The 23,918-nt window shown below is 60.2% G+C and carries 23 protein-coding genes, 2 pseudogenes and 1 riboswitch; of the genes and pseudogenes, 14 read left to right on the forward strand and 11 right to left on the reverse strand.

Annotation, left to right across the window (positions count from 1 at the left end; genetic code table 11):
* Nucleotides 1-54 precede the first annotated feature (54 nt).
* The 5 genes from GGQ68_RS17205 to GGQ68_RS17225 are packed head-to-tail and all read left to right on the forward strand — an operon-like array spanning nt 55 to nt 4,965.
* Entirely contained in the window at nt 55-1,131 is a 1,077-nt protein-coding gene (locus tag GGQ68_RS17205; RefSeq protein ID WP_183968192.1) for an ABC transporter ATP-binding protein, read from the forward strand.
* A complete protein-coding gene (locus tag GGQ68_RS17210) occupies nt 1,128-2,021 on the forward strand; it encodes an ABC transporter permease (protein WP_183968194.1) in 894 nt (297 codons plus the stop codon). The genes GGQ68_RS17205 and GGQ68_RS17210 overlap by 4 nt, the downstream gene beginning before the upstream one ends.
* Entirely contained in the window at nt 2,018-2,812 is a 795-nt protein-coding gene (locus GGQ68_RS17215) for an ABC transporter permease (RefSeq protein ID WP_183968195.1), read from the forward strand. Before GGQ68_RS17210 ends, GGQ68_RS17215 begins: the two co-directional genes overlap by 4 nt.
* Before the next feature lie 23 nt (nt 2,813-2,835).
* Nucleotides 2,836-3,873: an ABC transporter substrate-binding protein gene (locus GGQ68_RS17220; protein WP_183968196.1), complete on the forward strand. Its 1,038-nt coding sequence runs from the start codon at nt 2,836-2,838 to the stop codon at nt 3,871-3,873.
* Between the two features lie 60 nt (nt 3,874-3,933).
* On the forward strand, nt 3,934-4,965 hold the full coding sequence (locus GGQ68_RS17225; protein WP_183968197.1) for a histone deacetylase family protein: 1,032 nt from the start codon (nt 3,934-3,936) through the stop codon (nt 4,963-4,965).
* A gap of 83 nt (nt 4,966-5,048) precedes the next feature.
* Here GGQ68_RS17225 and GGQ68_RS24625 read toward each other — a convergent pair whose 3' ends face one another.
* The gene (locus GGQ68_RS24625; RefSeq protein WP_221235630.1) at nt 5,049-5,357 is read right to left on the reverse strand and encodes an ATP-binding protein; all 309 of its coding nucleotides are present in this window, start codon (nt 5,355-5,357) and stop codon (nt 5,049-5,051) included.
* A gap of 461 nt (nt 5,358-5,818) precedes the next feature.
* Here GGQ68_RS24625 and GGQ68_RS17235 point away from each other — a divergent pair, with 461 nt between their 5' ends.
* A complete protein-coding gene (locus tag GGQ68_RS17235; RefSeq protein WP_183968199.1) occupies nt 5,819-6,073 on the forward strand; it encodes a hypothetical protein in 255 nt (84 codons plus the stop codon).
* Between the two features lie 567 nt (nt 6,074-6,640).
* On the opposite strand, the gene GGQ68_RS17240 is transcribed toward GGQ68_RS17235, so the two are convergent.
* A complete protein-coding gene (locus GGQ68_RS17240; protein WP_183968200.1) occupies nt 6,641-7,072 on the reverse strand; it encodes a MarR family winged helix-turn-helix transcriptional regulator in 432 nt (143 codons plus the stop codon).
* A gap of 85 nt (nt 7,073-7,157) precedes the next feature.
* Between GGQ68_RS17240 and GGQ68_RS17245 the strand changes: the two genes are divergently transcribed.
* Nucleotides 7,158-7,601 carry a hypothetical protein gene (locus tag GGQ68_RS17245; protein ID WP_183968202.1) on the forward strand — a complete coding sequence of 148 codons (444 nt, stop codon included), beginning with the start codon at nt 7,158-7,160 and terminating at the stop codon, nt 7,599-7,601.
* A gap of 184 nt (nt 7,602-7,785) precedes the next feature.
* Here GGQ68_RS17245 and GGQ68_RS17250 read toward each other — a convergent pair whose 3' ends face one another.
* Entirely contained in the window at nt 7,786-8,343 is a 558-nt protein-coding gene (locus GGQ68_RS17250) for a TetR/AcrR family transcriptional regulator (protein WP_183968204.1), read from the reverse strand.
* A 148-nt stretch (nt 8,344-8,491) separates the two neighbouring features.
* On the opposite strand from GGQ68_RS17250, the gene GGQ68_RS17255 reads away from it, so the two are divergent.
* The 3 genes from GGQ68_RS17255 to GGQ68_RS17265 all read left to right on the forward strand — a co-directional run bounded on the left by GGQ68_RS17255 (nt 8,492) and on the right by GGQ68_RS17265 (nt 12,893).
* Nucleotides 8,492-9,544, forward strand: coding sequence for an aldo/keto reductase (locus tag GGQ68_RS17255; protein WP_183968206.1), 1,053 nt, complete (start codon nt 8,492-8,494; stop codon nt 9,542-9,544).
* Nucleotides 9,545-9,606: 62 nt separating this feature from the next.
* Nucleotides 9,607-10,239, forward strand: coding sequence for a glutathione S-transferase family protein (locus GGQ68_RS17260; RefSeq protein WP_183968208.1), 633 nt, complete (start codon nt 9,607-9,609; stop codon nt 10,237-10,239).
* Nucleotides 10,240-11,105: 866 nt separating this feature from the next.
* Entirely contained in the window at nt 11,106-12,893 is a 1,788-nt protein-coding gene (locus tag GGQ68_RS17265; protein ID WP_183968210.1) for an SLC13 family permease, read from the forward strand.
* A 482-nt stretch (nt 12,894-13,375) separates the two neighbouring features.
* Here GGQ68_RS17265 and GGQ68_RS24880 read toward each other — a convergent pair whose 3' ends face one another.
* A complete protein-coding gene (locus GGQ68_RS24880; RefSeq protein ID WP_183968212.1) occupies nt 13,376-13,726 on the reverse strand; it encodes a hypothetical protein in 351 nt (116 codons plus the stop codon).
* A gap of 88 nt (nt 13,727-13,814) precedes the next feature.
* On the opposite strand from GGQ68_RS24880, the pseudogene GGQ68_RS17275 reads away from it, so the two are divergent.
* Nucleotides 13,815-14,256 (forward strand): annotated as a pseudogene (locus GGQ68_RS17275) (IS5/IS1182 family transposase); the annotation flags it as partial.
* 303 nt (nt 14,257-14,559) lie between these two features.
* On the opposite strand, the gene GGQ68_RS17280 reads toward GGQ68_RS17275, so the two are convergent.
* Nucleotides 14,560-15,573, reverse strand: coding sequence for an AraC family transcriptional regulator (locus GGQ68_RS17280; protein WP_183968214.1), 1,014 nt, complete (start codon nt 15,571-15,573; stop codon nt 14,560-14,562).
* A gap of 114 nt (nt 15,574-15,687) precedes the next feature.
* Here GGQ68_RS17280 and GGQ68_RS17285 point away from each other — a divergent pair, with 114 nt between their 5' ends.
* Nucleotides 15,688-17,439 (forward strand): acyl-CoA dehydrogenase family protein, encoded by a 1,752-nt coding sequence (locus GGQ68_RS17285; RefSeq protein ID WP_183968216.1) that lies wholly within the window; start codon nt 15,688-15,690, stop codon nt 17,437-17,439.
* Nucleotides 17,440-17,460: 21 nt separating this feature from the next.
* The gene (gene dmdD, locus GGQ68_RS17290; RefSeq protein WP_183968218.1) at nt 17,461-18,270 is read left to right on the forward strand and encodes a methylthioacryloyl-CoA hydratase; all 810 of its coding nucleotides are present in this window, start codon (nt 17,461-17,463) and stop codon (nt 18,268-18,270) included.
* 177 nt (nt 18,271-18,447) lie between these two features.
* On the opposite strand, the pseudogene GGQ68_RS24885 reads toward dmdD, so the two are convergent.
* The 6 genes and pseudogenes from GGQ68_RS24885 to GGQ68_RS17315 form a co-directional block, all read right to left on the reverse strand.
* Nucleotides 18,448-18,859: pseudogene (locus GGQ68_RS24885) on the reverse strand (DUF6880 family protein).
* 72 nt (nt 18,860-18,931) lie between these two features.
* On the reverse strand, nt 18,932-19,594 hold the full coding sequence (locus GGQ68_RS17295; protein WP_183968220.1) for a glutathione S-transferase: 663 nt from the start codon (nt 19,592-19,594) through the stop codon (nt 18,932-18,934).
* Nucleotides 19,595-19,986: 392 nt separating this feature from the next.
* Nucleotides 19,987-21,012: a FecCD family ABC transporter permease gene (locus tag GGQ68_RS17300; protein WP_343055979.1), complete on the reverse strand. Its 1,026-nt coding sequence runs from the start codon at nt 21,010-21,012 to the stop codon at nt 19,987-19,989.
* Nucleotides 21,013-21,040: 28 nt separating this feature from the next.
* Nucleotides 21,041-21,973 carry an ABC transporter substrate-binding protein gene (locus GGQ68_RS17305; RefSeq protein WP_183968222.1) on the reverse strand — a complete coding sequence of 311 codons (933 nt, stop codon included), beginning with the start codon at nt 21,971-21,973 and terminating at the stop codon, nt 21,041-21,043.
* Nucleotides 21,970-22,767 carry an ABC transporter ATP-binding protein gene (locus GGQ68_RS17310; RefSeq protein WP_183968224.1) on the reverse strand — a complete coding sequence of 266 codons (798 nt, stop codon included), beginning with the start codon at nt 22,765-22,767 and terminating at the stop codon, nt 21,970-21,972. The genes GGQ68_RS17305 and GGQ68_RS17310 overlap by 4 nt, the downstream gene beginning before the upstream one ends.
* Nucleotides 22,764-23,183: a DUF1636 family protein gene (locus tag GGQ68_RS17315; protein ID WP_183968226.1), complete on the reverse strand. Its 420-nt coding sequence runs from the start codon at nt 23,181-23,183 to the stop codon at nt 22,764-22,766. The genes GGQ68_RS17310 and GGQ68_RS17315 overlap by 4 nt, the downstream gene beginning before the upstream one ends.
* Nucleotides 23,184-23,304: 121 nt before the next feature.
* Nucleotides 23,305-23,525: riboswitch (cobalamin riboswitch) on the reverse strand.
* Nucleotides 23,526-23,635: 110 nt separating this feature from the next.
* Here GGQ68_RS17315 and GGQ68_RS17320 point away from each other — a divergent pair.
* On the forward strand, nt 23,636-23,902 hold the full coding sequence (locus GGQ68_RS17320) for a helix-turn-helix domain-containing protein (protein ID WP_183968228.1): 267 nt from the start codon (nt 23,636-23,638) through the stop codon (nt 23,900-23,902).
* The last annotated feature ends 16 nt before the right edge of the window (nt 23,903-23,918 follow it).

Genomic DNA, 23,918 nt, shown 5'->3' on the forward strand with positions numbered 1-23,918 from the left:
CGGGGCGGCGGACCACCGGTTCGCCCCCCGGGCAAAATCGAACAGGGGACAGGAATGCAGGACGCGATCACAATCAACGGGCTGACAAAGTCCTATCCGGGGACACCGCCGGTGCGGGCTTTGAAAGGTTCGGATCTGAGCATCCGGGACAATGAATTCTTCACTCTGCTGGGGCCGTCGGGATGCGGCAAGACGACCTTGCTGCGCCTCATCGCCGGCTTCGAAGTGCCGACCGACGGCACGCTGAAGCTCTTTGGCGAGAACATTTCAAAGCTGCCGCCCGAAAAGCGACCCGTGAACACGGTGTTTCAGCACTACTCCCTGTTTCCGCACATGAACGTGCTTGAAAACGTGGCCTACGGGCTGCTTCGTCAGGGCAAACCCGATGCCCGGCGCACGGCGCAGGAGATGCTCGACCTCGTCCACCTGGGAGAGTTCGCCAAGCGCCGCCCCTCGCAACTATCGGGCGGGCAGCAGCAGCGCGTGGCCCTGGCCCGTGCCCTTGCCCCGCATCCGCGTGTTCTGCTTCTTGATGAACCGCTGTCCGCGCTGGACCTCAAGTTGCGCCAGTCCATGCGCGCGGAATTGAAGCGTCTCCAGCGCGAGACCGGGATCACCTTTGTCTTCGTGACGCATGATCAGGAAGAAGCGCTGTCGATGAGTGACCGGATCGCGGTCATGTCGCAGGGTGAAATCCAGCAGGTAGCCAAGCCTGCGGAAATCTACGAATACCCGGCCACGCGATTTGTGGCAGAGTTCATCGGGGATGCGAACTTCTTCGAGGCCACGCCGCGTGCGAGCGGCGACAGCGCCGCCACCTACCACGTTTCCGACAGCATCCGGTTTGCCGGTCCCGCCATGCCCGCCAAGGCGAATGGCGGCAAGGTGACGGTGATGTTCCGGCCCGAAAAGGCGCGCATCGTGCCCGGGCGCGCCGACGGCGGCCTTGGCGGCACAATCAGCGACATCGAGTATCTCGGCAACCAGACGGAATACCGGGTCACGCTTGATGACGGCTTGAGCGTCGCAGTGCGCAGCGAAAACCGCCAGGACGGCAGCGCGCTCGCCGATGTAGGGTCCCGGGCCACGGTCGAGGTCGACCCCGAAGCCATCCGGGTGCTGGTGGCATGAGCGATCTTCTGGAACGATTGCGGCACTATATCGGTGTGCTTCCCGCGACATTCATGATCGTCGTATTCATGCTGGCGCCGCTGACGATCATCTTTGTCTATTCCTTCCTGACACCCGGCGATTACGGCGGGGTGAAATTCGAATTCTCGACAGAAGCGTACACACAGCTTCTGTTTCAGAAGAACCTCTTTGACGAGGTCGAGTTCGACACATCCTACCTCACGATCGCCTTCCGGTCGATCTGGGTTGCCACGGTTGCGGTGTTGGGGTCGCTGGCCCTGGGCTTTCCGGCGGCCTACTACATCGCACAGCAACCCGAGAGCCGGCGCAACACCCTTCTCTTGCTCATCACCATTCCGTTCTGGACCAATCTGCTGATCCGCACCTATTGCTGGATCCTGGTCCTGCGCGACACCGGGTTGATCAACAACCTGCTGATCGGGCTTGGCCTGACGGACGAGCCGATCACCATGCTCTATACAGAGGGCGCGATCGCGCTGGGGCTGGTCTATACCTATGTTCCCTTCATGGTGCTGCCGATCTACGCGGCGCTCGAACGGCTCGACAAGCGACTGATCGAAGCCTCCCGCGATCTTTATGCCAATCGCTGGACCACGCTGCGGCACGTGACGTTGCCGCTGGCGTCTCCGGGGATCGTGGCGGGCGCGATCCTTGTCTTCATCCCGGCGCTGGGGGCGTTCATCGCCCCGGACCTGCTGGGGGGCGGCAAGAAACTCATGCTGGGGAGCCTCGTTCAACTGCAGTTCTCTGCCGCGCGCGACTGGCCGTTCGGATCGGCCCTGACCATGGTGATCATGTCCGTGGTGCTGATCTGCCTGCTTCTCTTCGCGGTGAACCAGCGTCGCAACGAAGGAGGGTTCCAACATTGATACGCTCTTCCGATAGGGACATCCGCTGGCTTCCGGGGTTCAACTGGATCACGCTGTGCTTTTTCCTGTTCCTCTATCTGCCGCTGATCATCCTGGTGATCTTTTCCTTCAATGCCACACGCTCGGCCACCGTCTGGGAGGGTTTCAGCCTTCAGTGGTATGCCAAGGCATTCTCGAACGACGACATCCAGAGCGCGGCGAAGAACAGCCTGATCATCGCGGCGGTCTCGACGCTCTTTTCGACGGTCTTTGCCACGATGGCGGCCATCGCTCTGGGTCGAAACCGCGAGATCAAGCACAAGACTGCGTTCGGTGGATTGTTGCTGTTGCCGCTGATGATCCCCGAGATCGTGACGGCTGTCGCCACGCTGACCTTTTTCACGGCGATCAACCTGTCTTGGGGGATCGGCAACATCATCATCGCCCACACGGTGTTCTGCATTCCGTTCGCCTACCTGCCCATCCAGGCGCGGCTTCGGGGGTTGGATGCAAGCCTCGAGACGGCGGCGCGCGATCTCTATTCGGATCGCAAGACGACGCTGCGGCTGATCACTTTGCCGCTGCTGGCGCCGGGCATCTTTTCCGGTGCAATGCTGGCCTTCATCATCTCGCTCGACGATTTCATCATCACGATGATGGTCGCCGAAGCCGGGTCGACCACGCTGCCGATCTACATCTACGGCCTTGTGCGCACTGGCGTCACGCCCGAAGTCAACGCCGTCTCGACGGTATTGCTGGGGATCTCCGTCATCGCCGTTCTGATGTCGCAGTGGTTCGCAAAGAAACAATAAAAAACCAATCAACAGGAGAAAACATGTCCTTCAACCGCAAGACACTTCTTGGCCTTGCCAGCGCGGGTCTGGGCCTGACCGCAACCATCGCCTCCGCCGACGGCGAGCTGCAGCTTTACAACTGGACCGACTATACCTCGCCGGAGCTTATCGAGAAATTCGAGACGGAAACCGGCATCTCGGTCACCGTGGACACCTACGATTCCGGTGAGACGCTGCTGGCGAAGCTTCAGTCCGGCGCGGCTGGTTATGATATCGCGATCCCGACCCACAACTTCGTTCCGATCCTGATCTCCGAAGGTCTGGTCCAGCCGATCAACGCGTCCGAGCTCGAAGGCTACGACCGGATCGTGCCCAACCTGGCCAGCCCCTGGTGGGACGAAGGCAATGTCTATTCGATCCCATGGCACTGGGGCACCACCTCGTTCACCGTCGACACCGCCGTCTATTCCGGCGACGTCGACGACTACGACGTGATCTTCAATCCGCCCGAAGAACTGGCGGGGCAGATCGCGATGTTCAAATCCCCCGACGAGGTCATCACCATGGCGCAGGTCGCTCTGGGCCTGCCGTTCTGCAGCGAGGACCCGAACGAAATGCAGCAGGTGCTCGACCTGCTGATGGGGCAGAAGCCGCATGTGAAGACCTACAATTCCGACGGGATCCTGGAACGGCTGGTGTCCGGCGACGTCTCCGTGCACCAGAACTGGAACGGCTATTCGCTGCTTGCGCGCAAGGAAAAGCCGTCGCTGCAATATGCCTTCCCCGAAGAGGGCGTGGTCGCCTGGGCGGATAGCCTGGTGGTGCCCAAGGGCGCACCGAACTACGACAATGCGATCACCTTCATCGAGTTCATGCTGGAGCCGGAAAATATCGCCATCCAGTCGAACTCCTCCGGCTATGCCAATGGCGTGACGGGCAGTGAAGCCTTCATGGACGAGGGCCTCAAGGACGCCGCCGAGCTGTCGCCCCCCGAAGGCACGCCGCTCAAGTTCATCGAAAGCTGTTCGCCCAAGGCCGTTGAGCTTCAGAACCGGGTCTGGACCGCGCTGCTGAAGTAAGACCGTTTCAACGGGCACCGTGCCGCATGGTCGGCGCGGTGCCATTTGCAAGGAATGACCATGAAGACCGTATTCTCCGAAAAGCACAAACTGCGCGACGCCAAGGGCGAACTCTATCAAGGAGAATTCGTTGCGCCGTTCGAATGTCCGCGCCGGGCCGAGATCATCATCGACGCGGTGCGCAGCCGCGGCCTTGGCGAAGTGCTGGCGCCCGAGGACTATGGCCTGGATCCGGTCTTGGCGGTGCATGACGAAGGCTTTGTCGAGTTCCTGAGAACGTTCGAGGACGAATGGGAGGCCGCTGGCTTCAAGGGCGAAGCACTCGCCCCCTGTTGGCCGAGCCGGTCGATGACCGCGTCGCAGATCCCGCTCCACGTCGAAGGTCGGCTTGGGTATTACGCGCTCAGCACCGATACGGTGATGTCGCCCGGAACTTGGGAGGCGGCGATGTCCAGCAAGGATGTCGCGCTCACTGCGACGGATCTCGTGCTGGATGGCAAGGAAAACGTGGCCTTCGGGCTGTGTCGCCCGCCGGGCCATCACGCGGCGACGGACCAGTTCGGCGGCTACTGCTTTTTCAACAATGCCGCGGTTTCGGCCCAGCATGCGTTGAACACGGGCTGCGCCAAAGTGGCCATCCTGGATGTGGATTTCCACCATGGCAACGGCACGCAGGAGATCTTTTACGATCGCGACGATGTCCTGTTCCTGTCGCTGCACGGCGACCCCATGCACACCTTCCCGCATTTCCTTGGCCATGCTGGCGAGACGGGCCGAGGCGCCGGAGCAGGTTTCAACCATAATTACCCATTGCCGCCGGGTGCCAGCTACCAGATGTGGCTGGCGAAACTGCAAGACGCGCTGGCGCGAATTGAAGCCTATGACCCGGATCTGGTGATTGTTTCGCTTGGCGTCGATACATTCGAAAGCGACCCGATCAGTTTCTTCAAGCTGACGCATGACGATTTCGTCGACTATGGCCGAAGGATCGCGGCACTTGGCAAACCCAGCGTTTACCTGATGGAGGGCGGATATGCCGTCGAGGAAATCGGCATCAACACCACCAATGTGCTCTTCGGGCACGAGAGTTGATCACGATGTTAAATGCCACTGAGAACTGACCTGCCATTGTTGCCGAGATCTGGCCCGCCCGTTCGTTACGTGTCCTGATTGGGTCAGTGCCACTGTCTCCTCCTATTTTTTGCTGTCTCGGAGCTGATTTTGAGCCGATAACTGTCGTATCCGGTTTCAAGGATGTGGCAGCGATGGGTGAGGGGTTCGAGGAGCGCAGTGGTCATCTTGGTATCCTCTGCCTCGCTCCAGACGAACTGGAACGCCTTGTCCGGGTGGACCACCAGCGGCACGAATGTTCCGCGATCGGTCGTATGCTGCGGGCGTTGCCGCCCATCCTTCCAAACCCGCACGAAGGCTGCGACCCGCTCATACGAGCTGTCATAGCCAAGCTGGACCAATTCAGCTGACATCTGCGTCGCGGTGCGCTGGTCCTTGCGCGACTTGCGCTGTTCCGTCACTCGCCAGACTGTCAGCTTCGGGGCATTCGAAGCCAGTTTTCTCTGCCCTGATGCTGTACGGACCTTGGGGTCAATGGTGCCCGCCCAGATACCTCCTGGTGGTATTGCGAGACTGCCCGGTCAGCCGTGCAACCATCGCGGATGGGCATCTTGAACCGCAACTCCCAACGTCGAATGACGCTTGAAACTCCATGTCGATCATTTCCGGCAAACGTTCCCGGCATGAGCAAAGAGGGATCGGGGCAGGCACTGATCCGACATTGGCGTAGGTCAAATGCGGGGCCGTCTTCAACGACGGTTTACAGACCCTTGGAACCTCCGGATATAGTAAGTGTTGCTGACTGAATGATGCCGGATGGCGCTGTCCCGTGGCAGGAGCCAGCGCGCCCGGCGGCGCAGGGCAGGGAGGTCGGATGATGATGAGCGAGCGGCAGTTCTTCAACGTGGAACCCGAGGTTGCGGGTGGGCTTGCCGAGGGTACGGTTCTGGATCGGTCGAGCCATCCGCCCGTGGTGTCCAAAGTGCATTACCGGGTCGAGGGCTGGCTTGGCGACGCACTGATCGAAAGTTTCCCGGTCTTTCTGCTGCGCCAGGAAGCCTGGAATGCTGTTGTTGCAGAAGGTCTGACCGGCGCGCGCATCGATCATGCCGAGATACCGCCGGTCTAACCGTTAGACCCTCGATACTGGGCGTTCGTATCCATCATGTCGAAGGCGACGTGCGTCGGAATCCAGATCCTCCCAAGCCTCTTCGTCCGCAGGCGCCCAAGCGTTGAGCCGTGTCAGCCACAGGAGGACCATTTGACCGTCCTCCGCATAGAAACGATCCCATAGCGCGAGAAGCCGGTAGAGTGACGCCGCGGAGGGAGCACTGCCCCACAGAACGGCAACCTTCGCCATTCTATCGCATGGCAGAAGGTCCTGCAGTGTGGACCTCAAGCTGCCGCACGACGCTGCCCCACGCTGCGAAGCGCCCGGTCCGGAGAAGCCGCGCTGCAACAAGCGCCTTCTTGGCGAACGGAAGGTTTGGGCGAAAGCGACACTCTACACGACGGGCGGAGAGCCGTTGTTCGCTGTGGTGGCAATCCGGCCGTCAGGCAAAACTTTAGGCTGACACTCAGGGCTGTCCAACATCGAGCTTTCCCCTGCATATCCGCATAGCGGAACAAACCACAGAAGCGACCGGTGTGGCGTTTACGTCGATTTTGCGCAGACAGCGTTTCGATAATTTCCGCGTTATCCCGACATCTTGGTTTTAATGACCTTCTGGATCAGTGCGATGAATTGGCGCTTTTCATCTTCGTCGAGACCGGCCAGTCGCATCGCGTTCTCTTCCTGGGCCGCCGTGATGGCGGGGTCGCGAAGGTCGCGGGCGCGGTCGGTCAGCCAGACGCGTTGAGCCCGCCCATCGTTTGCATCCTTCTTGCGCACAATCAGGCCGTCTCGCTCCATGCGCGCCAACGTATTGGCCATTGTCGCCTGTTCGATGTCGAGCCGCTCCGTGAGCTGCTTCTGGCTCAGACCATCCGTGTCCCAAAGCTCCAGAAGTGCGGGAAACGTGCCGGTGGTTAGGCCCAGAGGCTTGATCCGCGAGGTCAGGCCTTGCGCGAAGATGCGCGCCATGTGGTTCGCGAGGTATCCCGCCGATTGATCCTTCGAAAAATTCATGGGGACGTCTTAGCACTTGCATAGCTCGCTATACAAGTTTTATATAGCTAGCTATATAAAATTCACTGCGACAAGGAGTTTCGTCATGTCGAAAACCATTCATCCTATAGCCGGAACGATAGCTCTGATTACGATTTTAAGTTTCTGGCTTTCCACTACTTGGTCCGAGATTTTTGCCGGAGAACAGGCTGTTACGACGGTCAAGACTTGGGTTCCCTATGGCTTCCTCGTTCTGCTTCCTGCCCTGATGGCAGCAGGCGGCTCGGGGTTCAGGCTGGGCAGGAAAATGCGCGGTCCTGTGGTCAACGCCAAGAAAAAGCGGATGCCGTTCATCGCGGCCAACGGCATCCTGATCCTGATCCCCTGCGCACTGTACCTGTCTTTCAAGGCGCAGGCGGGGGCGTTCGATATGGCTTTTTATGTGGTGCAGGTGATTGAGTTGCTTGCGGGTGCGGCCAATATAACCTTGCTGATACTTAACATGCGGGATGGGCTGCGGTTGTCACGCAGACGGACGGCCCATCCATGAAACAGGGCCGACCATGGACCTTCGCCAACCCGGTCTTGACCCGATCTCGAACGGACAAAAAGAGCCCTTGCGGTCGCGTTCCTGACGAACCGGACGGGTGAATTATTTGACCCTGAATGGCGACGGGGGAGTATGCGAGGCTTTCGAGCTTTGACAACACCGGCTCCCCCGAACGCTTGTCGCTCTAGCTCTGCGTCGGCTGACCTATCACAGCCACTGCGATAAAGTTGACCAGCCGATCGGCCCGATCTTCGAAGACGAGCTGATCGCCGATCCAACCGGCCGCGGCGATGAGGGCAAAAAGGTCCTCTCCGTCGATATCGGTGCGGGCAACACCGTCTTGCTGTGCGCGGCGCAGGAGGACTGCCCCGGCCTTGCGCAGGTTTTTGCAGTCTTCGTGAAGCGCGGAGCTGGGATCAGCGAGCGCCTTCGCCATCAGGTCGACGACCCCTTTGAAGACGTGGACGAATGCGGTTGCTTCAGTGAACCAAATCGTCAGAGCGGTATTCGACGGATGGTCGCGGGAAAGGGTTTCGGATCGCGCGATCAAGTCGCAGAGCGCCTTGTGCAGCAAAGCTTCCAACAGGTCCTCGCGGGTCGGAAAGTGGCGGTACAGTGTCGCCAGCCCGACCCCAGCCCGCCGTGCGATGTCACGAAGCGAGGCATCGACGCCCTGTTCGGTAATGACCTCGCGCGCGATGGCGAGGAGGCTTTCGTAATTTTTCTTTGCATCTGCACGCATTCGGGCGCCCCAGTCTCTTCCTGTTGACATTCGGATCACTGCTCCACATATAAAGCGGAGCAGTGATCCGAATGTAGCGTATCTGCATCGGATTTGAAAGGTCACACCGCCCACACGGGCAGGGTTGGCGTGGAAAGTGGAGATGAGAATGCGATACAAACTCTTTGGGGAGCACACCGGGCTGAGGGTGTCGGAATTGGTGCTTGGCACTTCCAATTTCGGCACGCGCTGGGGGCATGGCACAGAACTGGCAGAGGCGCGCCGCATGCTGGATGCTTATGCCGACGCAGGCGGCAATATCCTCGACAGTTCCAATGGGTACCAAAGCGGCCAGTCGGAAGAATTCCTTGGTGACATTCTGCAAGGCCGCCGCGACCGGTTCGTGCTGGGCACGAAGTTCGCGGTCGCGACGGACGAGACAGCAAACGTGCTGACAACAGGGAACAGCCGACAAGCGATGCACGCTTCGGTAGAGGCAAGCCTGAAGCGTCTGGGAACGGATCGTATTGATCTTTACTGGGTTCACGTTGCAGACAGCGTTACCCCGATGGACGAGATCATGCGTGGCTTCGAAGACCTCGTGCGGCAAGGCAAGATCCTCTACGCCGGGCTGTCGGACTTTCCGGCTTGGCGGGTGTCCCGTGCGGCGACACTGGCGGAATTGCGCGGGACAGTTCCTGTCGCAGGTCTGCAATTGGAACACAGCCTCGTCGCCCGCACCGCCGAAGCCGAACTGATCGAGGCAGGGCGCGGTCTGGGCCTCGGGATCACCGCCTTCTCACCTCTTGGTGGGGGCGTCCTGACGGGCAAGTATCGCAAGCCGCTGACCGAAACCGGTCGCGAGGAAGGCTTGAACGGGGCCGCATTCCACCCCGAGGACACGGCGCAACGCACCGCGATCCTGGATACCGTGATTGCAGTGGCCAAGGAGCACGAGGTCACGCCGGGCGAGGTGGCCATAGCATGGGTCGCGTCGAAGGGGATTTTCCCGATCATCGGCCCGCGCACCATGGCGCAGCTCACGGAAAACCTGGCTGCCGCCGACCTGCATTTGTCGGCAGACCAGATAGGGCGTCTTGATCGGGCCAGCGCGATTCCTGACGTCTTTCCGTACACGGTTCTGAATGACGCTCGAATCCGCAGTTTGATCACGGCCGGACAGGATGCGTGCATCGACATGCCGAATTTGCCCGTGGCCTGAACAGCGGTTCGTTGGAGCACCCAGCGGACCTCATCCCCTTCTTAGCAATCAGGAAAACCGATATGATTACGCTCTATTACCACCGGGGCGCTTGTTCGACCTCGAACCACTTTGCCCTTGAGGATGCCGGCATCGCCTACGAGGCCATCGAAGTGCATCTTGATCGCGAAGACGATCCCATTGCGCAGAAGGTGCGTAAATTGAACCCGATGGCAATGACACCGGTCCTCGTACTCGAGGACGGCGAGGTGCTGACCCAGAACGCCGCAACGCTATCCTATATAGCTGATCTTGTGCCAGAGAAGTCGCTTTTGCCGAAACCTGGCACCCTTGCGCGGGCCCAGGCGGACAGCTGGATGGCCTTCGTAGCCTCTGATCTCCATCCCGTGATCATCGAATACATCTACAAGGGCTTTGGTGAAACGGATGCCGAACGGGCACGTCTGGTCGCATTTTACGAAGACCGGGTGGCGCGACGCCTAGCTGTGCTCGAAGATCGGCTTACCGACCGACCCTATATCCTCGGCAGTGACTACTCTGTCATCGACGGCTATGCGTTGATCGTTCTGAACTGGTCCCTCCCTGCCGGGCTTTCACTCGATGCCTATCCGTGCATCCGCAGTTACATGGATCGGATCGAAGCCCGCCCGACAATCCAAAGGGTCCGCGAGGCCGAAGGCTCGATCACCTGGTAAGACCTGATTTCAGCACAAACTGTCGATTTCAACTTCTCCAGCGGCAATGGCGACTTTGGGTGTCGTCATTGCTCGTTGCGCTGCACAACGTCAAAAGAAAGGATGCCAGAGGTTGGTAAATTGGAATTAGAAGACGACGGGTCTAAAACTACCTTTGTAGTGCATCTCTTACTGTCGGATTATGCTGCAAAGCGTCACGAAAGTTCGGTTTGGCCAAGCTGCGCCGCAACAATGGCCAGTTTGGCGAAGGTCTGATCAGGATCGCCTCTCCCGCGTCACACTTTCGACAGCAACGGCGATTGCGGTCCTCCGCTGCAGATGCGTGAAAGACCATCGCTCGCGTCCAGAGCGGACAGTCATCCACACCTTTACCAGGAAGCAAATTCTAAGGGTTTGTTAAGGCGGATACCTCAGATGGCAGAGAAACTTCCAAGACTACAACATCATTCCGGCCTCGCAAATCATCTGGCAAATGCGCTTCGATTGCAGCTTGAATCTGTGAGGCGGATTGGTAGGTATGACGTGTTGATCCTGCGACCACTCCTGAGCACCGTGCCAGAGGACAAGGTAGACTGCCTGTTCATCGCGTCCGGGTGCATGGCGTATGGTTGGCGCTGTATCCCATGTGCTGTTTTCGTCGGAATCGTGAAACTCCTGCTCCGGACACTTGATCGTGTCAGACGTAATTGCTGGCTGCGGCCGGTGACAGTGGGTCCTGAGGCAGCCTGGGGCGGATCCCCTTGTGCCGTATTCCCGCCTTTCAGATCCGTGCCGGGGTTGGAACTCGATCGCATCTGGAATTGTTCACCATCCGACGCGGTGGGCACCGGTGCCCCAGCACGCAAACTCTCGCAAAGGTTTTCGCAATGAGTGAATTCATCGGGGCGAACGCGCCCATCATCGCGCTCGTTATTCTTGCATTGCTCTTCATCGCGTTCACCCTCGAAAAATACCCGCCCGAAGTGACAGCCGCCGGTGCGGCAGCCCTGTTTATCGTGCTCGGACTGGTGCCGAACAACGATGTCATGAGCGTATTCTCCAGTTCCGCCCCAATCACCATCGCTGCAATGTTCGTCGTCTCCGGTGCGTTGGTACGGACAGGGGTTCTGGACGCTATCGCCGGTCTTGTGATCGGTCGGGCAAAGAACCGGCCGGTTCTGGCCATCGGCATTTTCATCTTTGCAACCATCGCCGCGTCCGGTTTCATGAACAACACCCCGGTCGTTCTGGTGCTGATCCCGGTGGTCATCCGCCTTGCGGCCAGCCTGAACGTCGCCTCGACCCGGCTTCTGATCCCGCTGTCCTATGCCGCGGTCCTTGGGGGGACCTGTACGCTGATCGGAACCTCGACAAACCTGCTGGTCGATGGCGTCGCACGCGAAGCCGGGCTGGAGGCTTTCTCCATTTTCGAAATTGCGCCGGTCGGCATCGTCGTTGCCATCGTGGGCGGTGTCTCAATGTTGCTTCTGGGCAATTATCTTCTGCCGGATCGTGCTTCTCAGAGCGATGAAGGAGAGAGCGCCGAGACAGCGTTTCTGTCCGAAATCACAGTGCTTGCGGATTATCCGCAGATCGGTATGCCCCTGTCCGACATCGCCGACTTCCAGCGCAATGGCATTCGGGTCACCGGGTTGCGTCGCGGCACCCAGATCCTTCGCAAGGATTTGCCGGAACAGGTCCTGCGCAAGGGGGATGCGGTGCTTGTTCTGGCGCCGACCTCGGAGTTGCTGACATTTGCTGAAGCATCGGGCCTGCGGGTCGGACTGCGGCGCACGGTCGAGCTGGACCCCGAGGCGCAGGTCCGCGTCGCTGAAGCAATCGTCACACCCTCGCGGCGCAGCTCGGGCATCCGCATTGCCGATCTTGCTCTGGGGCGGCGCGCCGGCATGCGTGTGCTGGGTGCATTCCGTCCCGGCCACTCGGTCGCCGGAGCGGATCTGTCGAGCGTGCGTTTGCGCCCGGCCGACAAGCTGCTGCTTGAAGGCACGGTTGAGGGGTTCGACGAGTTGCGGCGCTCAGGTGACGTTGTCTCGGTTTCTGCCCCGAACGGGCGGGCGTTCCGTCGACGTCAGGCTCCGATCGCCATCGCAACGCTGGTCGGGATCGTCGCACTGGCCGCATTCAACATCATGCCGATCGGTATCCTAGCGCTTGTCGGGGTTGCGGCCATTCTCGTGCTGCGGTGCATCGACAACGACGAGGCCTGGGCATCCATTGATGCATCCATCCTTGTGCTGATCTTTGCCATGCTGATTGTCGGTGCCGGGCTGGAACATACCGGCGCGGTCGAACTGATCGTCAAAGTGCTGACCCCATGGCTGCAGGGCTTGCCGCCTTTCCTGACCTTGCTCGCGATCTATGCCGTCGGCTCGATCCTGACCGAAGTGGTGACGAACAACGCCGTCGCGGTCATCTTCACACCCATCGTTATCGCGCTGGCCGGGCAGCTGGGGGTTGATCCACGACCCTTCGTCGTGGCGGTGATGTTCTCGGCCAGTGCAAGTTTTGCAACGCCCATCGGATACCAGACCAACACCTTGGTCTACGGTGCCGGAAACTACAGGTTCACGGACTTTCTGAAAATCGGCATTCCAATGAACCTCATCGTGGGCATAACCGCTGCCTTGGCGATCAGTGTGTTTTTCCCGCTTTGATCTGGGCAATTTTTAAGGGGTTGGTGTCGGGCAGTTCTGCGCCCCACAACCCCGATCAACCTAGAAAAAAGCTGCGGCAGATTGCGTGGTCGGGTTTCACATGCGGCACCGCATCATGAAAAGTCACCTTAACCCGGAAAGTAGTTGAGTCTGCAAAGGCGGCTCCCTGCCGGTGGAGCGGTCTGCCGCCTCATCGAGCGCTGTAGCGAAGTGCGGTGCGGCATCTTGCAGGAAGCTGGCGTAAGGATTTCGCACGGGCAGCGTTGATCTCGCTGCACCATGAACGAACGTCTTCACAGGGCTGTCACCAGTCAGGCCCACCAAACTTCACACGTTATTTTGCTGCAGATGTGCTGCCGGACCGCCGCAAGGCAGCTCTTCGCCCATAGCTACAGATTTTCCTGTCTTGCAGAGCACAAATGTTCCCTATATGTTCTTATGAGAAAATACGAGACCAAAAAAGTGAATTACCAGTGCGTTAATCACTTGGAACCAAAGCAATCGGAATATGTAACGACAGGATTGCCAAGAAAGGCGAGACGGTAGGTCTTTCTTTCTATGCGTTTTTTGCGAACAAAAATGATGATCCAGAGCTGCTCATGGAAGCCGCGGAGTGGTGGATCAAGACCCATGAACTTGATCACTTCGAGAAAGCGACAAAAATCCGAGATATGATCTGTTCGGGTGATTGAGCAAAGCCCGCAATGTTTCGCTGAGCCGCCCTCCCGCCAACAAAAATGCTGCACAATATGTTGCACGGCTGCTTCGCGAAGCTGAGATGCAGCACTTGGACATCTGACCGTAGGCGGGTGGAGGCCGTTCACGTCGATCAACGTGAGAAGCGTATTCTGGTGAAAAACGCCTGTTTGATTGTGGCCTGAACTACTGATGCATTTCCTGCAACGGGCGGGAGGATCGGCGATGATGGAACCGCGGCAGGAGGCGCAACTGGCGCGGTTCTACGAGCTGTCGCTTGAAGTTCATGTGCCCCAGAACCACCTTCTGCGTCCCATCGACCGGTTCGTGGATTTGTCCGGCATCCGCCTCTACCTCGCCGATTTCTACAGCCATGCCGGGTGGCCTTCCGTCGTTTCCCACGGAGGATTGGGACCCAGCGCAGATCGGTCCCGCCGACGCACCCCGAGCCGTTCGTGAGTGTCTGGACACCGTGAACGAGGCCGTCTTCAGCGCGGCCAGAGAGGGTCAGCCAAAGTTCACATCGCATCCCGACTCGGCCAGCCAATGAAACGCGGTCCATAAAGGCCCGGCTTTCTTCAGTTATCCCGACAATTATCTGATCGACACAGACCACGGCGTCATCGTGGACGTTGAGGCCACCAAGTCCATCCGGCAGGCCAAGATCCTTTCCGCACTGCAGCAACCGCGAGATACCTGACAGGGAAGGCGCTCCCACCAAACCAAAGCGACGAAATTCTGTGCCCGCGAACGGGTGCTGTTCCAAGGAACCGGTGTGAACCGGTCATGCGGCGGCGCGCGAATTGGAGTGGCTGTTTCAGCGAGTGCGGACACTCTGAAGGCGGAGGGCAACCTGGAAATGCCTGTTCGTGCCACACGACAGCCTGCGCTTGGCCCGCCGTATTGAGGCAGTGGCAGAGGTGCTGAACCAGATCATCCTTGAAAAGATTTCGATATTCGAACCGCGAACTTATAATCGGTATGATCCGGGCGTCCGGTTGGTCCATTTGTGAAAAGCTCGGTGGAAGTTCGACGGTGCAGAAAAGCCGGTGTCAAAGGCGATCTTTTCGATGCTGTCCGTGCGTTGTTGAAGCGCCCCGATGGCGATGTCACGGCGCAAAGCGTCCTTTATTTCCTGAAAAGATGTCCCTTCTTCTTTCAACCGGCGATTCAGCGTCCGGGGCGTGACTTTCAGCGCGCGGGCCGCATCCGGAAGTTGGCAGTTTTGCCAAGTCTCCCCGTAAAGGAAAGCGCGCACGCGAAGGCTGTTTGTATGCACGCGCGAGCTGGTGAAAATCCAGTCGATCGGCGCGCGTTCAAGGAACACGGATGCCTCCGCCGGGCTGCGGCTGATCGGACTGTTGAATTGGCGTGGATCGAAAAGGATGCTGGTGTGCGGAGCGTCAAATTCTACCGGACAAGGAAAGACAACCGCGTAATCTGCGGCAAAATCCGGACGAGCGAAGGCAAAGCGAACTGCTTTCACGGCCGTTTCCGACCCGTCGAGCCAAGACAGGAGACCATGCGCCAATTTCAGCATTAACATGTGGCCAAATCGCTGCGGGCGGGTTTCGTCCGAATAGGGGATCAACGACAGCTCCACTTCCTCTGGGCTGTTGCGCAAGTCCAGACGGAAATCATCCAAAAGCAGGTTCCAGAACGTCGAGAACCGATACAGCGCCGAGACAAGGCTCTTCGCTTCACGCTGCACTGTCACAAGATGTTGCAGTGTGCGGGGCCGGATCGGGCGACTCCAGAGGCCCATCATCTCGTCGCCGATCTCTGGCGCCGCAAGCTGATACAGCCGGGCGATTTCTTCGAGCGTGATGCGCTGAGTGGGCGCCATCGGGCTGGTTTGCAGGCCAGCACGCTCCAGCAGCGAGGCCATCTCCTCTGACGTGCATCGAGATTTGAGCGCTTCAAGCCAGTCCCGGATGAAACCTGCTGAAACGGTCGTCAGTGAGATGGGGTCATGACTAGCCATGCAAAGGCCTCTTCTTGGCGTGATCGGATAGTAAATTGGCAAAAGATGAGCTTATTGGCAAGAAATACCGCGTATAAATGTCGGGAAGTCATAATTTCCGTCGGAGAGTCAGGTATGTCCTATCAGCCGCCCGTGCAGGATTTGATGTTCTGCATCGAACACTTGTCCCATTGGGAAACGGTGTCCGCGCTGGAGGTGTATTCCGAATGCGAGCTGCCGGACGTAGGCGCGGTGCTGGAGAGCTATGCCCGGTTCTGCGCTGAACAGATCGCGCCCTTGTCACAGGTCGGGGACACGCAGGGCGCTCGGTTTGAAAAAGGCCGTGTGACCATGCCCGACGGCGACGTGCAGGCCTATGCTCAATTTGTCGAAATGGGCTGGCAGGCGCTGACCCACCCGGTGGAATATGGTGGCATCGGGATGCCGCGTGCGGTTGGCGCGGCGGCGGTTGAGATGCTGAATGCTGCCGATATGAGCTTCGGTCTGTGCCCCCTGCTGACCGACGGGGCGATCGAGGCGCTGCTGCTCACCGGTTCGGACGAGCAGAAGGCCACTTACCTTGGGCCGCTGATCGAAGGTCGGTGGTCCGGCACGATGAACCTGACCGAACCGCAAGCGGGCAGCGATCTGGGCCGGGTGGCGACAAAGGCGGTGCAACGCGCGGACGGCAGCTATGGCATCACCGGCACCAAGATATTCATCACTTATGGCGCCCATGATCTGACTGAGAACATCATCCACCTGGTGTTGGCGCGTACTCCGGATGCGCCCGCTGGGCCGAAGGGGCTCAGCCTCTTTATCGTGCCGCAGAAACTGGTTGAGCCGGATGGCACGCTCGGGGCCGCGAACGCGGTCAACTGCGTGAGCATCGAACACAAACTGGGCGTACGCGCCAGCCCGACGGCCGTGCTGGAATACGATGACGCTACCGGATTCCTGATCGGCGAGGAAAACAGCGGGCTGGAGTACATGTTCATCATGATGAACGCCGCGCGGTTCTCGGTGGGTGTCCAAGGGGTTGCGATCGCTGAGCGGGCCTATCAGCGTGCTTTGGCTTACGCGCGCGACCGCGTTCAGAGCCGACCGGTGAACGGTCAGATCAAGGACGCCGTTCCGATCATCGAACACCCTGATGTCCGCCGTATGCTCCTGCGGATGCGCAGCCTCACCGAAGGCGGACGGGCCATGGCGGCATCGACCGCGGGGTTGCTGGATATCGCGCATCACCGAGAGAATCCGGAATTTGCCGCGCTGGCCGAATTCATGGTTCCCTTGGTCAAGGGTTTTTGCACTGAACGCGCGGTCGAGGTCGCTTCTCTGGGTGTGCAAATCCACGGCGGCATGGGCTTCATCGAAGAAACCGGCGCCGCACAGCACTACCGTGACGCCCGCATCCTGCCGATTTACGAGGGCACCACAGCCATTCAGGCAAATGACCTTCTTGGACGCAAGGTGATGCGGGACGGTGGGGCGACCGCCCGCCTGTTCGCCGCTCAAATTGCGGAAACCGAAGCAAAGCTGGCAAGCGGCGACGCGTCTGCACGCGCCATCGGCACAGGCCTCGCACAGGCGCGCGCCGCTTTCGAAACTGCACTGGACTGGATGCTGGAAAACAGCCGCACGGATATCGACGCAGCCTTCGCCGGCTCCGTGCCCTTCCTGATGCTGACCGGAGCATTGGCCGCCGGGTGGAGCCTCGCCAAAGGCGCGCTGGCGGCGCAAACCGGGCAGGACAACGCGTTCCGGACCCAGAAGATCGCCACCGCGCTGTTCTATGCCCAGCACATCCTGCCCGAATGCGCCACCGAACAAAATCGCATCCTGTGCGGCTCACAAAGCCTGCTGGACGCGGCTTTCCCCGATTGATCCCTCGAAAGGACCCAGCCCATGAATGACGTCGTCAACCCCGCCACCTATGAACGCCTCGCGATTTCCGCGCGCGACAACGGCCTTTATGTGCTGACGCTGAACCGCCCTGACAAACGCAACGCGCTCGATGAACTCACCATCGAGGAACTGATCCGCTTTTTCAGCGGCGCGCGCTTGGCAGGGGTCAAGGCGGTGTTGCTGGAAGGGGCGGGCGACCATTTCTGCGCGGGTCTCGATCTGGTCGAACACTGGAAGGCAGACCGCAGCCCCGACGACTTCATGCATGTTTGCCTGCGCTGGCACGAGGCCTTCAACAAGATGGAATATGGCGGCGTGCCAATCATTGCCGCGCTTAAGGGGGCGGTGGTCGGCGGCGGGCTGGAACTGGCCAGCGCGGCTCATGTGCGGGTGATCGACCCCGGCACCTACTTCGCCCTGCCCGAAGGCCAGCGCGGCATCTTTACCGGAGGCGGTGCGACGATCCGGGTCTCCGACATGATCGGCAAGTACCGCATGATCGACATGATCCTGACCGGCCGCGTGTATCAGGGGCAAGAGGCCGTCGATCTGGGGCTGGCGCAGTACATCACCGAAGAGGGGGACAGCTTTGCCAAGGCGATGGAACTGGCCGACAAGGTCGCGCAGAACCTGCCGTTGACGAACTTTGCAATCTGTTCAGCCGTCAGCCACATGAACAACATGTCCGGTATGGATGCGGCCTATGCCGAAGCATTCGTGGGTGGGATCGTCAACACCCAGCCGGCTGCGCGCGAACGGCTCGAGGCCTTCGCCAACAAGACCGCTGCCCGCGTGCGCCCAAATAGCTAAGCCACGCCAGTCGCAGAAGACGGTGTAGACCGGACGAAGTTCGATCAAAATCTGCGGGGTACTATTGATAAGGAAGACGTCCGGGAGCTGATAAAGGAGCTATTGGAAGGTGGAGAACGGGCGTTTTTAACGCGTCTAAGAAAATGTGGTTTTAACATATGCTGCATCAGTCGTGCGTCATTGAACGCCACAATCGATACTGCGCTTGCGGTGAACATAAGCAATAAAGGCCGTGATCTCAGCATTGCGATGGTGCTTTGGACGGCAGCTTTGGGTCGAGGTGCCACATGGCGCGGCGCAGGTGGTTCTCTTTGCCCAGTTTTCGAGACACGCGAAATGGGCGCTGTCTACCTCGGGCGCATCAATGAAGCGGTCTTTGCGGTCCTCGGAGGCGATGCAAGCTTCCATGGTCCGCAGAGCCTCTTCGGCCCGGTCTGCCGCCAAGTTCCGTCGCGCAGCATCCTGCGCAAACGTGTGATCCGTCAGTTGCTGCGCTGTACTGCGACAACCACGCATCCACGTCTCCCTGGGCGCCGGCAATGTCGGATAGGATAATTCGGAGCGCGCGGTCGCGGCCGTCTTCTGCCATCTCAAGGCGTTTTTCTGCGCACAGGGCTTCCGGTTTCTGCTTGTTCAGGGATTTGTCCTGCCAGTGTCCAAATTATTCAGATGCGTTGCCAAAACGAAAGGGGTCCTGGCCGCCGTTCCAAACGGGGACTTTCGTCATGGCCTTCTGAAAATCCGTACTTTGAAGGAAGCCGTCCAGCCAAAGGATCACATGGGGCCAAGGCTGTGCGTCAAACCACGCGCGGTCAATGTGGGCGAACTGCCTCACAAACGGAAAGATCGCAACGTCGGCGAGGGTTGGCATGTCGCCCGTCAGGAACGCTTGCGCGGCCAGCCGTGTCTCAAGCGACTGAATGAAATCAGAGGCTTTCGCGCGTTCTGCCTTTGGATCCAGATCAGGATAGCGGACGGCGTATTTTGTATGATCAAGCGCGGCTTTGAAGGGGCCATCGTTCTGGGCAATCAGGGTTTTGCCTATGTTTGGCATTTTCAGAAGCCCATGCGGATCACTTTGCCCAAGCACCCAGAGCATGATGTCGAGACTCTCATCCAAATTCAGATCGCCCGCTTGCAGGTTGGGAACCGTGCCGGAGGGTGAGGCACTGAGAAACGCCTGCGGCTTGTCTTTCAATTTGATCTCGCGCAGTTCCACCTCGAGTCCCGCGCTCAATACTGCCATCCGCGCCCGTATTGCATAGGGGCAGCGTCGAAAGGACCACAAGATCGGTCGAGGTCTGGTCAATATGCTTTGCATCATTGGGACAGTGTAAGGGTATTTCGAATTGCACACAAAACCGAAGCCTTCGGATGAATGTCAAGCCGGTAAGAGAATGACCACTTCGCTTGTTGGCACCGGCCTCCGCCCCTTGTCCATTGATAAAATCGCAGCGAATGACGGCTCCTGCAGGCCGTTGGCGCAACGGCGCGGCTCTTGCGCCAACGGCAGCAAAGGGTCGCGAGTGACGCCGCGCAAGCGAGAGCAGACGCTTGGCCCTGCCGCACAGCGATGGTCGGGAACGACCCCATCTTTCGGATGCCGCACCGCGCCCAACCGGCGGCTACGCGCAGTGAATCGGACACGTGTTGAGGCTGGGCCGAGCGCAGGTGGCATGTCACGTCGGTGCGATACGGGACGGCGGTCCGAGCGTGTCAGCCTTTGCCCCTTAGCAGCCAGACGAAGAAGATGCCGCCAACAAGGCCGGTGACGATTCCGATGGGCATGTCTTCGGGGGCCATGATGGTGCGGGCCGCGATGTCGGCCCAGAGCACGAAGACCGCGCCCACGAGCGCCGAGGCGGGCAGGACGCGCCGGTAGTCTCCGCCCACCAGGAGCCGCACGATATGCGGCACCATCAGCCCGACGAATCCGATGATGCCGGAGAAGGCAACCATGATGCCGGTCACCAGTGCGCCCACGACAAAGACGGCCAGCCGAAACCGCGCTACGGGAATCCCGAGCGTCGAGGCGGTCTCGTCGCCCACGGTCATGGCGTTCAATTGATCCGACCGGGCCACCAGCCAGGCACCGCAGCCCAGCAGGATCACCAGCGGGTAGGCAAGCTGGCTCCATTGTGCGAGGCCGAGACCACCGAGCATCCAGAAGACCACTGTATGCGTGGCCCTGGGATCGCCGAGGAAAATCAAGATATTGGCCCCGGCCATGATGATGAAGGACACGGCCACACCGGCCAGCACCAGCCGATCGGCGCTTGTGGCCTCGGTGAACCGCGAGACAGCCAGCACGATCAGGGTCGCCCCCAGCGCGCCGAGGAAGGCCAGCAGAGGCACCGTCAGCAAACCGATGAACAGTCCGGTATGCAACAGCGCCAGGATCGCGCCAAAGGCACCGCCAGAGGAGATCCCCAGCAAATGCGGATCGGCCAGCGGGTTACGGGTGACCGCCTGAAGGCTCGCCCCCACAAGCGCCAACCCTGCACCGACCATCATGGCCAGCAGAGCACGGGGGAAGCGGATTTCCCAAACGATGGCCTCGCGGCCCTGCGTCCAGTGCGGCTCGATCAGCCCGGGTACGAGCTTGTTGCCAAGCACGCCCCAGACCGTTTCGATCGGCACGCGCACCGCGCCGACCGAGATGGCAAATGAGAGCGAGGCGAGCAGCAGCATGCCGCCCAGCACAAGGACCAAGGGGCCTTTGACACGATGGCGGTGCGGCACGGTGTTGAGGGTCGTCTCGCTCACGGGATCACTCGCCCCAGAAGGCGTTTGCCAGCGTCTTGACCGCTTCGATATTGCGCGGTCCCGGCGTGGCCTCGACGTATTCCAGCGTGACGAAACGGTCGTTCTTCACCGCGTCGAGATCGGCGAAGGCCGGATTGGACATCATGAAGTCGCGCTTTTGCTCGGCGGTGACCTCGCCGTAGTTGACGATCACCACGACCTCCGGATTGCGCTCAACCACCTCTTCCCAAGTGACGGTGGCCCAGCTTTTCTCGAAATCGTCCATGATGTTGGTCCCGCCCGCGGCCTCGATCAGGGCCGTAGGCATGGCATAGCGCCCGGCGGTAAAGGGCGTGTCTTCGCCGCTGTCGTAGACAAAGACGCGCAGCGGCTCCCCGGTTTCCAGACCGTCGGCAAAACGCGCCAGGTCTGCGCGGTAGCCCGCAACGAGGTCGTTTGCCTTGTCCTCGACGGCAAAGATGCGTCCGAGGTTCAGCAGGTCGTTGTACATGTCTTCGATGCTGGCCTTGTCCTTGGCCATGATGTGGGTGCAGCTTTCGGTCAGCTCGTAGACCTTGATGCCAAAGGGCGCCAGCGTCTCGGGGGTGACCTCGCCGCCAACTTTCATGCCGTAGTTCCACCCGGCAAAGAAGAAATCTGCGTCGGCGCCCAGCAGTACCTCCTTGGTAGGATATTTGGCGGAAAGCTCTGGCAGTTCTTCGACGCCCGCGCGCATGTCCGCGTCCAGGGTCTTCCACCCGGAAATGCCGGTGTATCCGACCATCTTGTCCGCGAGGCCAAGCACCAGCATCATCTCGGTCAGGTTCACATCGTTGGAGATGGCGCGCTGCGGCGGGGCCTCGAAGGTGACCTCGCGGTTGCAGCTTTCGACGGTGGTGCCAGCGGCAGCAAGGCTGGCGGTGAGCGCCAGGGCAGAGGTGATGAGAAGTGTCTTCATGAGGTGTACCCTTGGGTCTGAAGATGAAAGGAAAGGTGATCGGTGTTCGAGGGCGCGAGCCGTTCGCGCCGGGCGTCGACCCGGAACACGCGCGATACTGCGACCTCTGACAGGACGGTCTGGGGCGCGCCAAAGCCCACCATGCGGCCCGCGTCGAGCATAAGGATCGTGTCGCAGATCCCCGCTGCGAGGTTGAGGTCATGCAGCGAGGTGGCGATGGTCAGCGGCAGGTCTCGGATGAGTTGCAGCACTTCGAGCTGGTGGCGGATGTCGAGATGGTTGGTCGGCTCGTCGAGGATCAGCAGGTGCGGCTCCTGAGCGAGCGCGCGGGCGACCATGACGCGCTGGCGTTCGCCGCCGGACAGCGCGCTCAAATGCCGGTCCGCCAGCCCGTGCAGGTCCAACCGGTCGAGGACCTGCGTGATGATCTGCTGATCCCGCGCGCCAGTGCTGCCGCCGAAGCCCCGGCGATGCGGCGTGCGTCCCAGCGCCACGATCTCGCCCACAGTCAGGGCAAAGTCACTGGGCTGCTCCTGCAGAACGGCGGCGATGCGCTGTGCCGCTACACGGGCAGACAGCTGCCAGATGTCGTCACCATTCACCGCAACGCGCCCGCTTGCCGGGCGATGATAGCGATAAAGCAGCCGCAACAGCGTCGTCTTGCCTGCGCCATTCGGGCCAACGATGCCCAGCACACGGCCCGGTTCAAGCGCGAAACTCAGGGGATGTACGAGGGTCTTGCCGGTGCGCGTCGCCCAGGACACGCCATCCACCGTCAGGGAAGCGGCGCTCATGAGACCTGCGCCTCGCTCTCCTCAATCACCATCATCGCCGCAGGCACCCTTGCGAGTGTCGAGCGCCGCAGCTTGCCGGGGCGATCCACCGAGGAGCACCATCCGTCCTGCAGATATGCGTACTGGCGCGCGAAGGCGACGAGGTCTGCGATGTCCGTGGCCGGATCGATGTCGCCGAAAAGATAGGTCGCCTTGCGCGTGCCGTGATAGGCCACGGTGCAGGGGCGGTCGCATCCGGCCATGCAGGCCACGCCGGAAATCTCGAAGTCTTCGGGGACCGCATCGTCTGCCTCCGCGATGGCGCGGCGCAGTTTGTCGATCAGCTCATAGCCGGGGCGGCAATGGCTGCCCTTGTGCTTGCAAGAGGTGCAGACCGTGATCCTGTGGCGTGTCGAAAATGTTGTGCTGGGTGCCATGGGGCCCTCCGCCCGGAATGCGGGGGGCGCGTGCAAAACCATGTCGTTGCGGGAAAAGCCGCTGTGTCATCATGATCTCCTGACCAGGCACCCCGCCTGATGGGTTGGAATTCCACCCGTGGGATCACGGGCGGTGATGGCAGGTCTCCTGACTTGCGGGTCAACGCTCTCCCGAACCTTCCCGGACGCGGACGTCCAGTGGCCTTTCGGGGTCGCTCACCGCTTACAGTTGCGGGGGCAGTCGCGGACTTGGCACCCTGACAGGCACCGCACCACGTTCCCTTTTCATCCCTGCCGCCAGCGCAGAGCGCGGACGTTCGGGAACCATCTGCCCCTAGATGAGGCATGCGCGCGGTGGATTGCAAGGACGAAAGGCCATGCGATCCAAGATTGATTTTCAGTGGCAACCTACGGTATCCCGTCGTCTCGCTTTCACGGACCGCGGAGCAGACATGACTGCCATTTCCCCCGAACGACTGACCGAAATCCGCAAGCTGCGTGGCCTTGGTCGCCCGAAGCTGGCAAAGCTGTCGGGCCTGTCGGAACGCCAGCTTGCACGGCTCGAAGGAGCCTTGCCGATGAAGGACGCGCCGAGCGCGGACATGCTGACGAAGCTGTCCGACACGCTGCGTGTGCGACCGGAGGCCTTCTCTGGCACGGAACCGCTGACCGACGCGGATTTCGATTTCACGCACGGTGTCTCCTGTAGCTGCTGCTGAAGCGGCCTGTCCTTTG

This window comes from Sagittula marina (assembly GCF_014196795.1).
Lineage (GTDB): Bacteria > Pseudomonadota > Alphaproteobacteria > Rhodobacterales > Rhodobacteraceae > Sagittula > Sagittula marina.

Coding starts and splice junctions, on each gene's coding strand:
- GGQ68_RS17305 (WP_183968222.1), bottom strand. CDS start 21,973: ATGAAGACACTTCTCATCACCTCTGCCCTGGCGCTCACCGCCAGCCTT.
- GGQ68_RS17255 (WP_183968206.1), top strand. CDS start 8,492: ATGCGATACAAACTCTTTGGGGAGCACACCGGGCTGAGGGTGTCGGAA.
- GGQ68_RS17205 (WP_183968192.1), top strand. CDS start 55: ATGCAGGACGCGATCACAATCAACGGGCTGACAAAGTCCTATCCGGGG.
- GGQ68_RS17265 (WP_183968210.1), top strand. CDS start 11,106: ATGAGTGAATTCATCGGGGCGAACGCGCCCATCATCGCGCTCGTTATT.
- GGQ68_RS17250 (WP_183968204.1), bottom strand. CDS start 8,343: ATGCGTGCAGATGCAAAGAAAAATTACGAAAGCCTCCTCGCCATCGCG.
- GGQ68_RS17225 (WP_183968197.1), top strand. CDS start 3,934: ATGAAGACCGTATTCTCCGAAAAGCACAAACTGCGCGACGCCAAGGGC.
- GGQ68_RS17240 (WP_183968200.1), bottom strand. CDS start 7,072: ATGAATTTTTCGAAGGATCAATCGGCGGGATACCTCGCGAACCACATG.
- GGQ68_RS17280 (WP_183968214.1), bottom strand. CDS start 15,573: ATGGCTAGTCATGACCCCATCTCACTGACGACCGTTTCAGCAGGTTTC.
- GGQ68_RS17285 (WP_183968216.1), top strand. CDS start 15,688: ATGTCCTATCAGCCGCCCGTGCAGGATTTGATGTTCTGCATCGAACAC.
- GGQ68_RS17210 (WP_183968194.1), top strand. CDS start 1,128: ATGAGCGATCTTCTGGAACGATTGCGGCACTATATCGGTGTGCTTCCC.
- GGQ68_RS17295 (WP_183968220.1), bottom strand. CDS start 19,594: ATGATGCAAAGCATATTGACCAGACCTCGACCGATCTTGTGGTCCTTT.
- GGQ68_RS17220 (WP_183968196.1), top strand. CDS start 2,836: ATGTCCTTCAACCGCAAGACACTTCTTGGCCTTGCCAGCGCGGGTCTG.
- dmdD (WP_183968218.1), top strand. CDS start 17,461: ATGAATGACGTCGTCAACCCCGCCACCTATGAACGCCTCGCGATTTCC.
- GGQ68_RS17235 (WP_183968199.1), top strand. CDS start 5,819: ATGATGATGAGCGAGCGGCAGTTCTTCAACGTGGAACCCGAGGTTGCG.
- GGQ68_RS17245 (WP_183968202.1), top strand. CDS start 7,158: ATGTCGAAAACCATTCATCCTATAGCCGGAACGATAGCTCTGATTACG.
- GGQ68_RS17260 (WP_183968208.1), top strand. CDS start 9,607: ATGATTACGCTCTATTACCACCGGGGCGCTTGTTCGACCTCGAACCAC.
- GGQ68_RS24625 (WP_221235630.1), bottom strand. CDS start 5,357: ATGTCAGCTGAATTGGTCCAGCTTGGCTATGACAGCTCGTATGAGCGG.
- GGQ68_RS17320 (WP_183968228.1), top strand. CDS start 23,636: ATGACTGCCATTTCCCCCGAACGACTGACCGAAATCCGCAAGCTGCGT.
- GGQ68_RS17310 (WP_183968224.1), bottom strand. CDS start 22,767: ATGAGCGCCGCTTCCCTGACGGTGGATGGCGTGTCCTGGGCGACGCGC.
- GGQ68_RS17315 (WP_183968226.1), bottom strand. CDS start 23,183: ATGGCACCCAGCACAACATTTTCGACACGCCACAGGATCACGGTCTGC.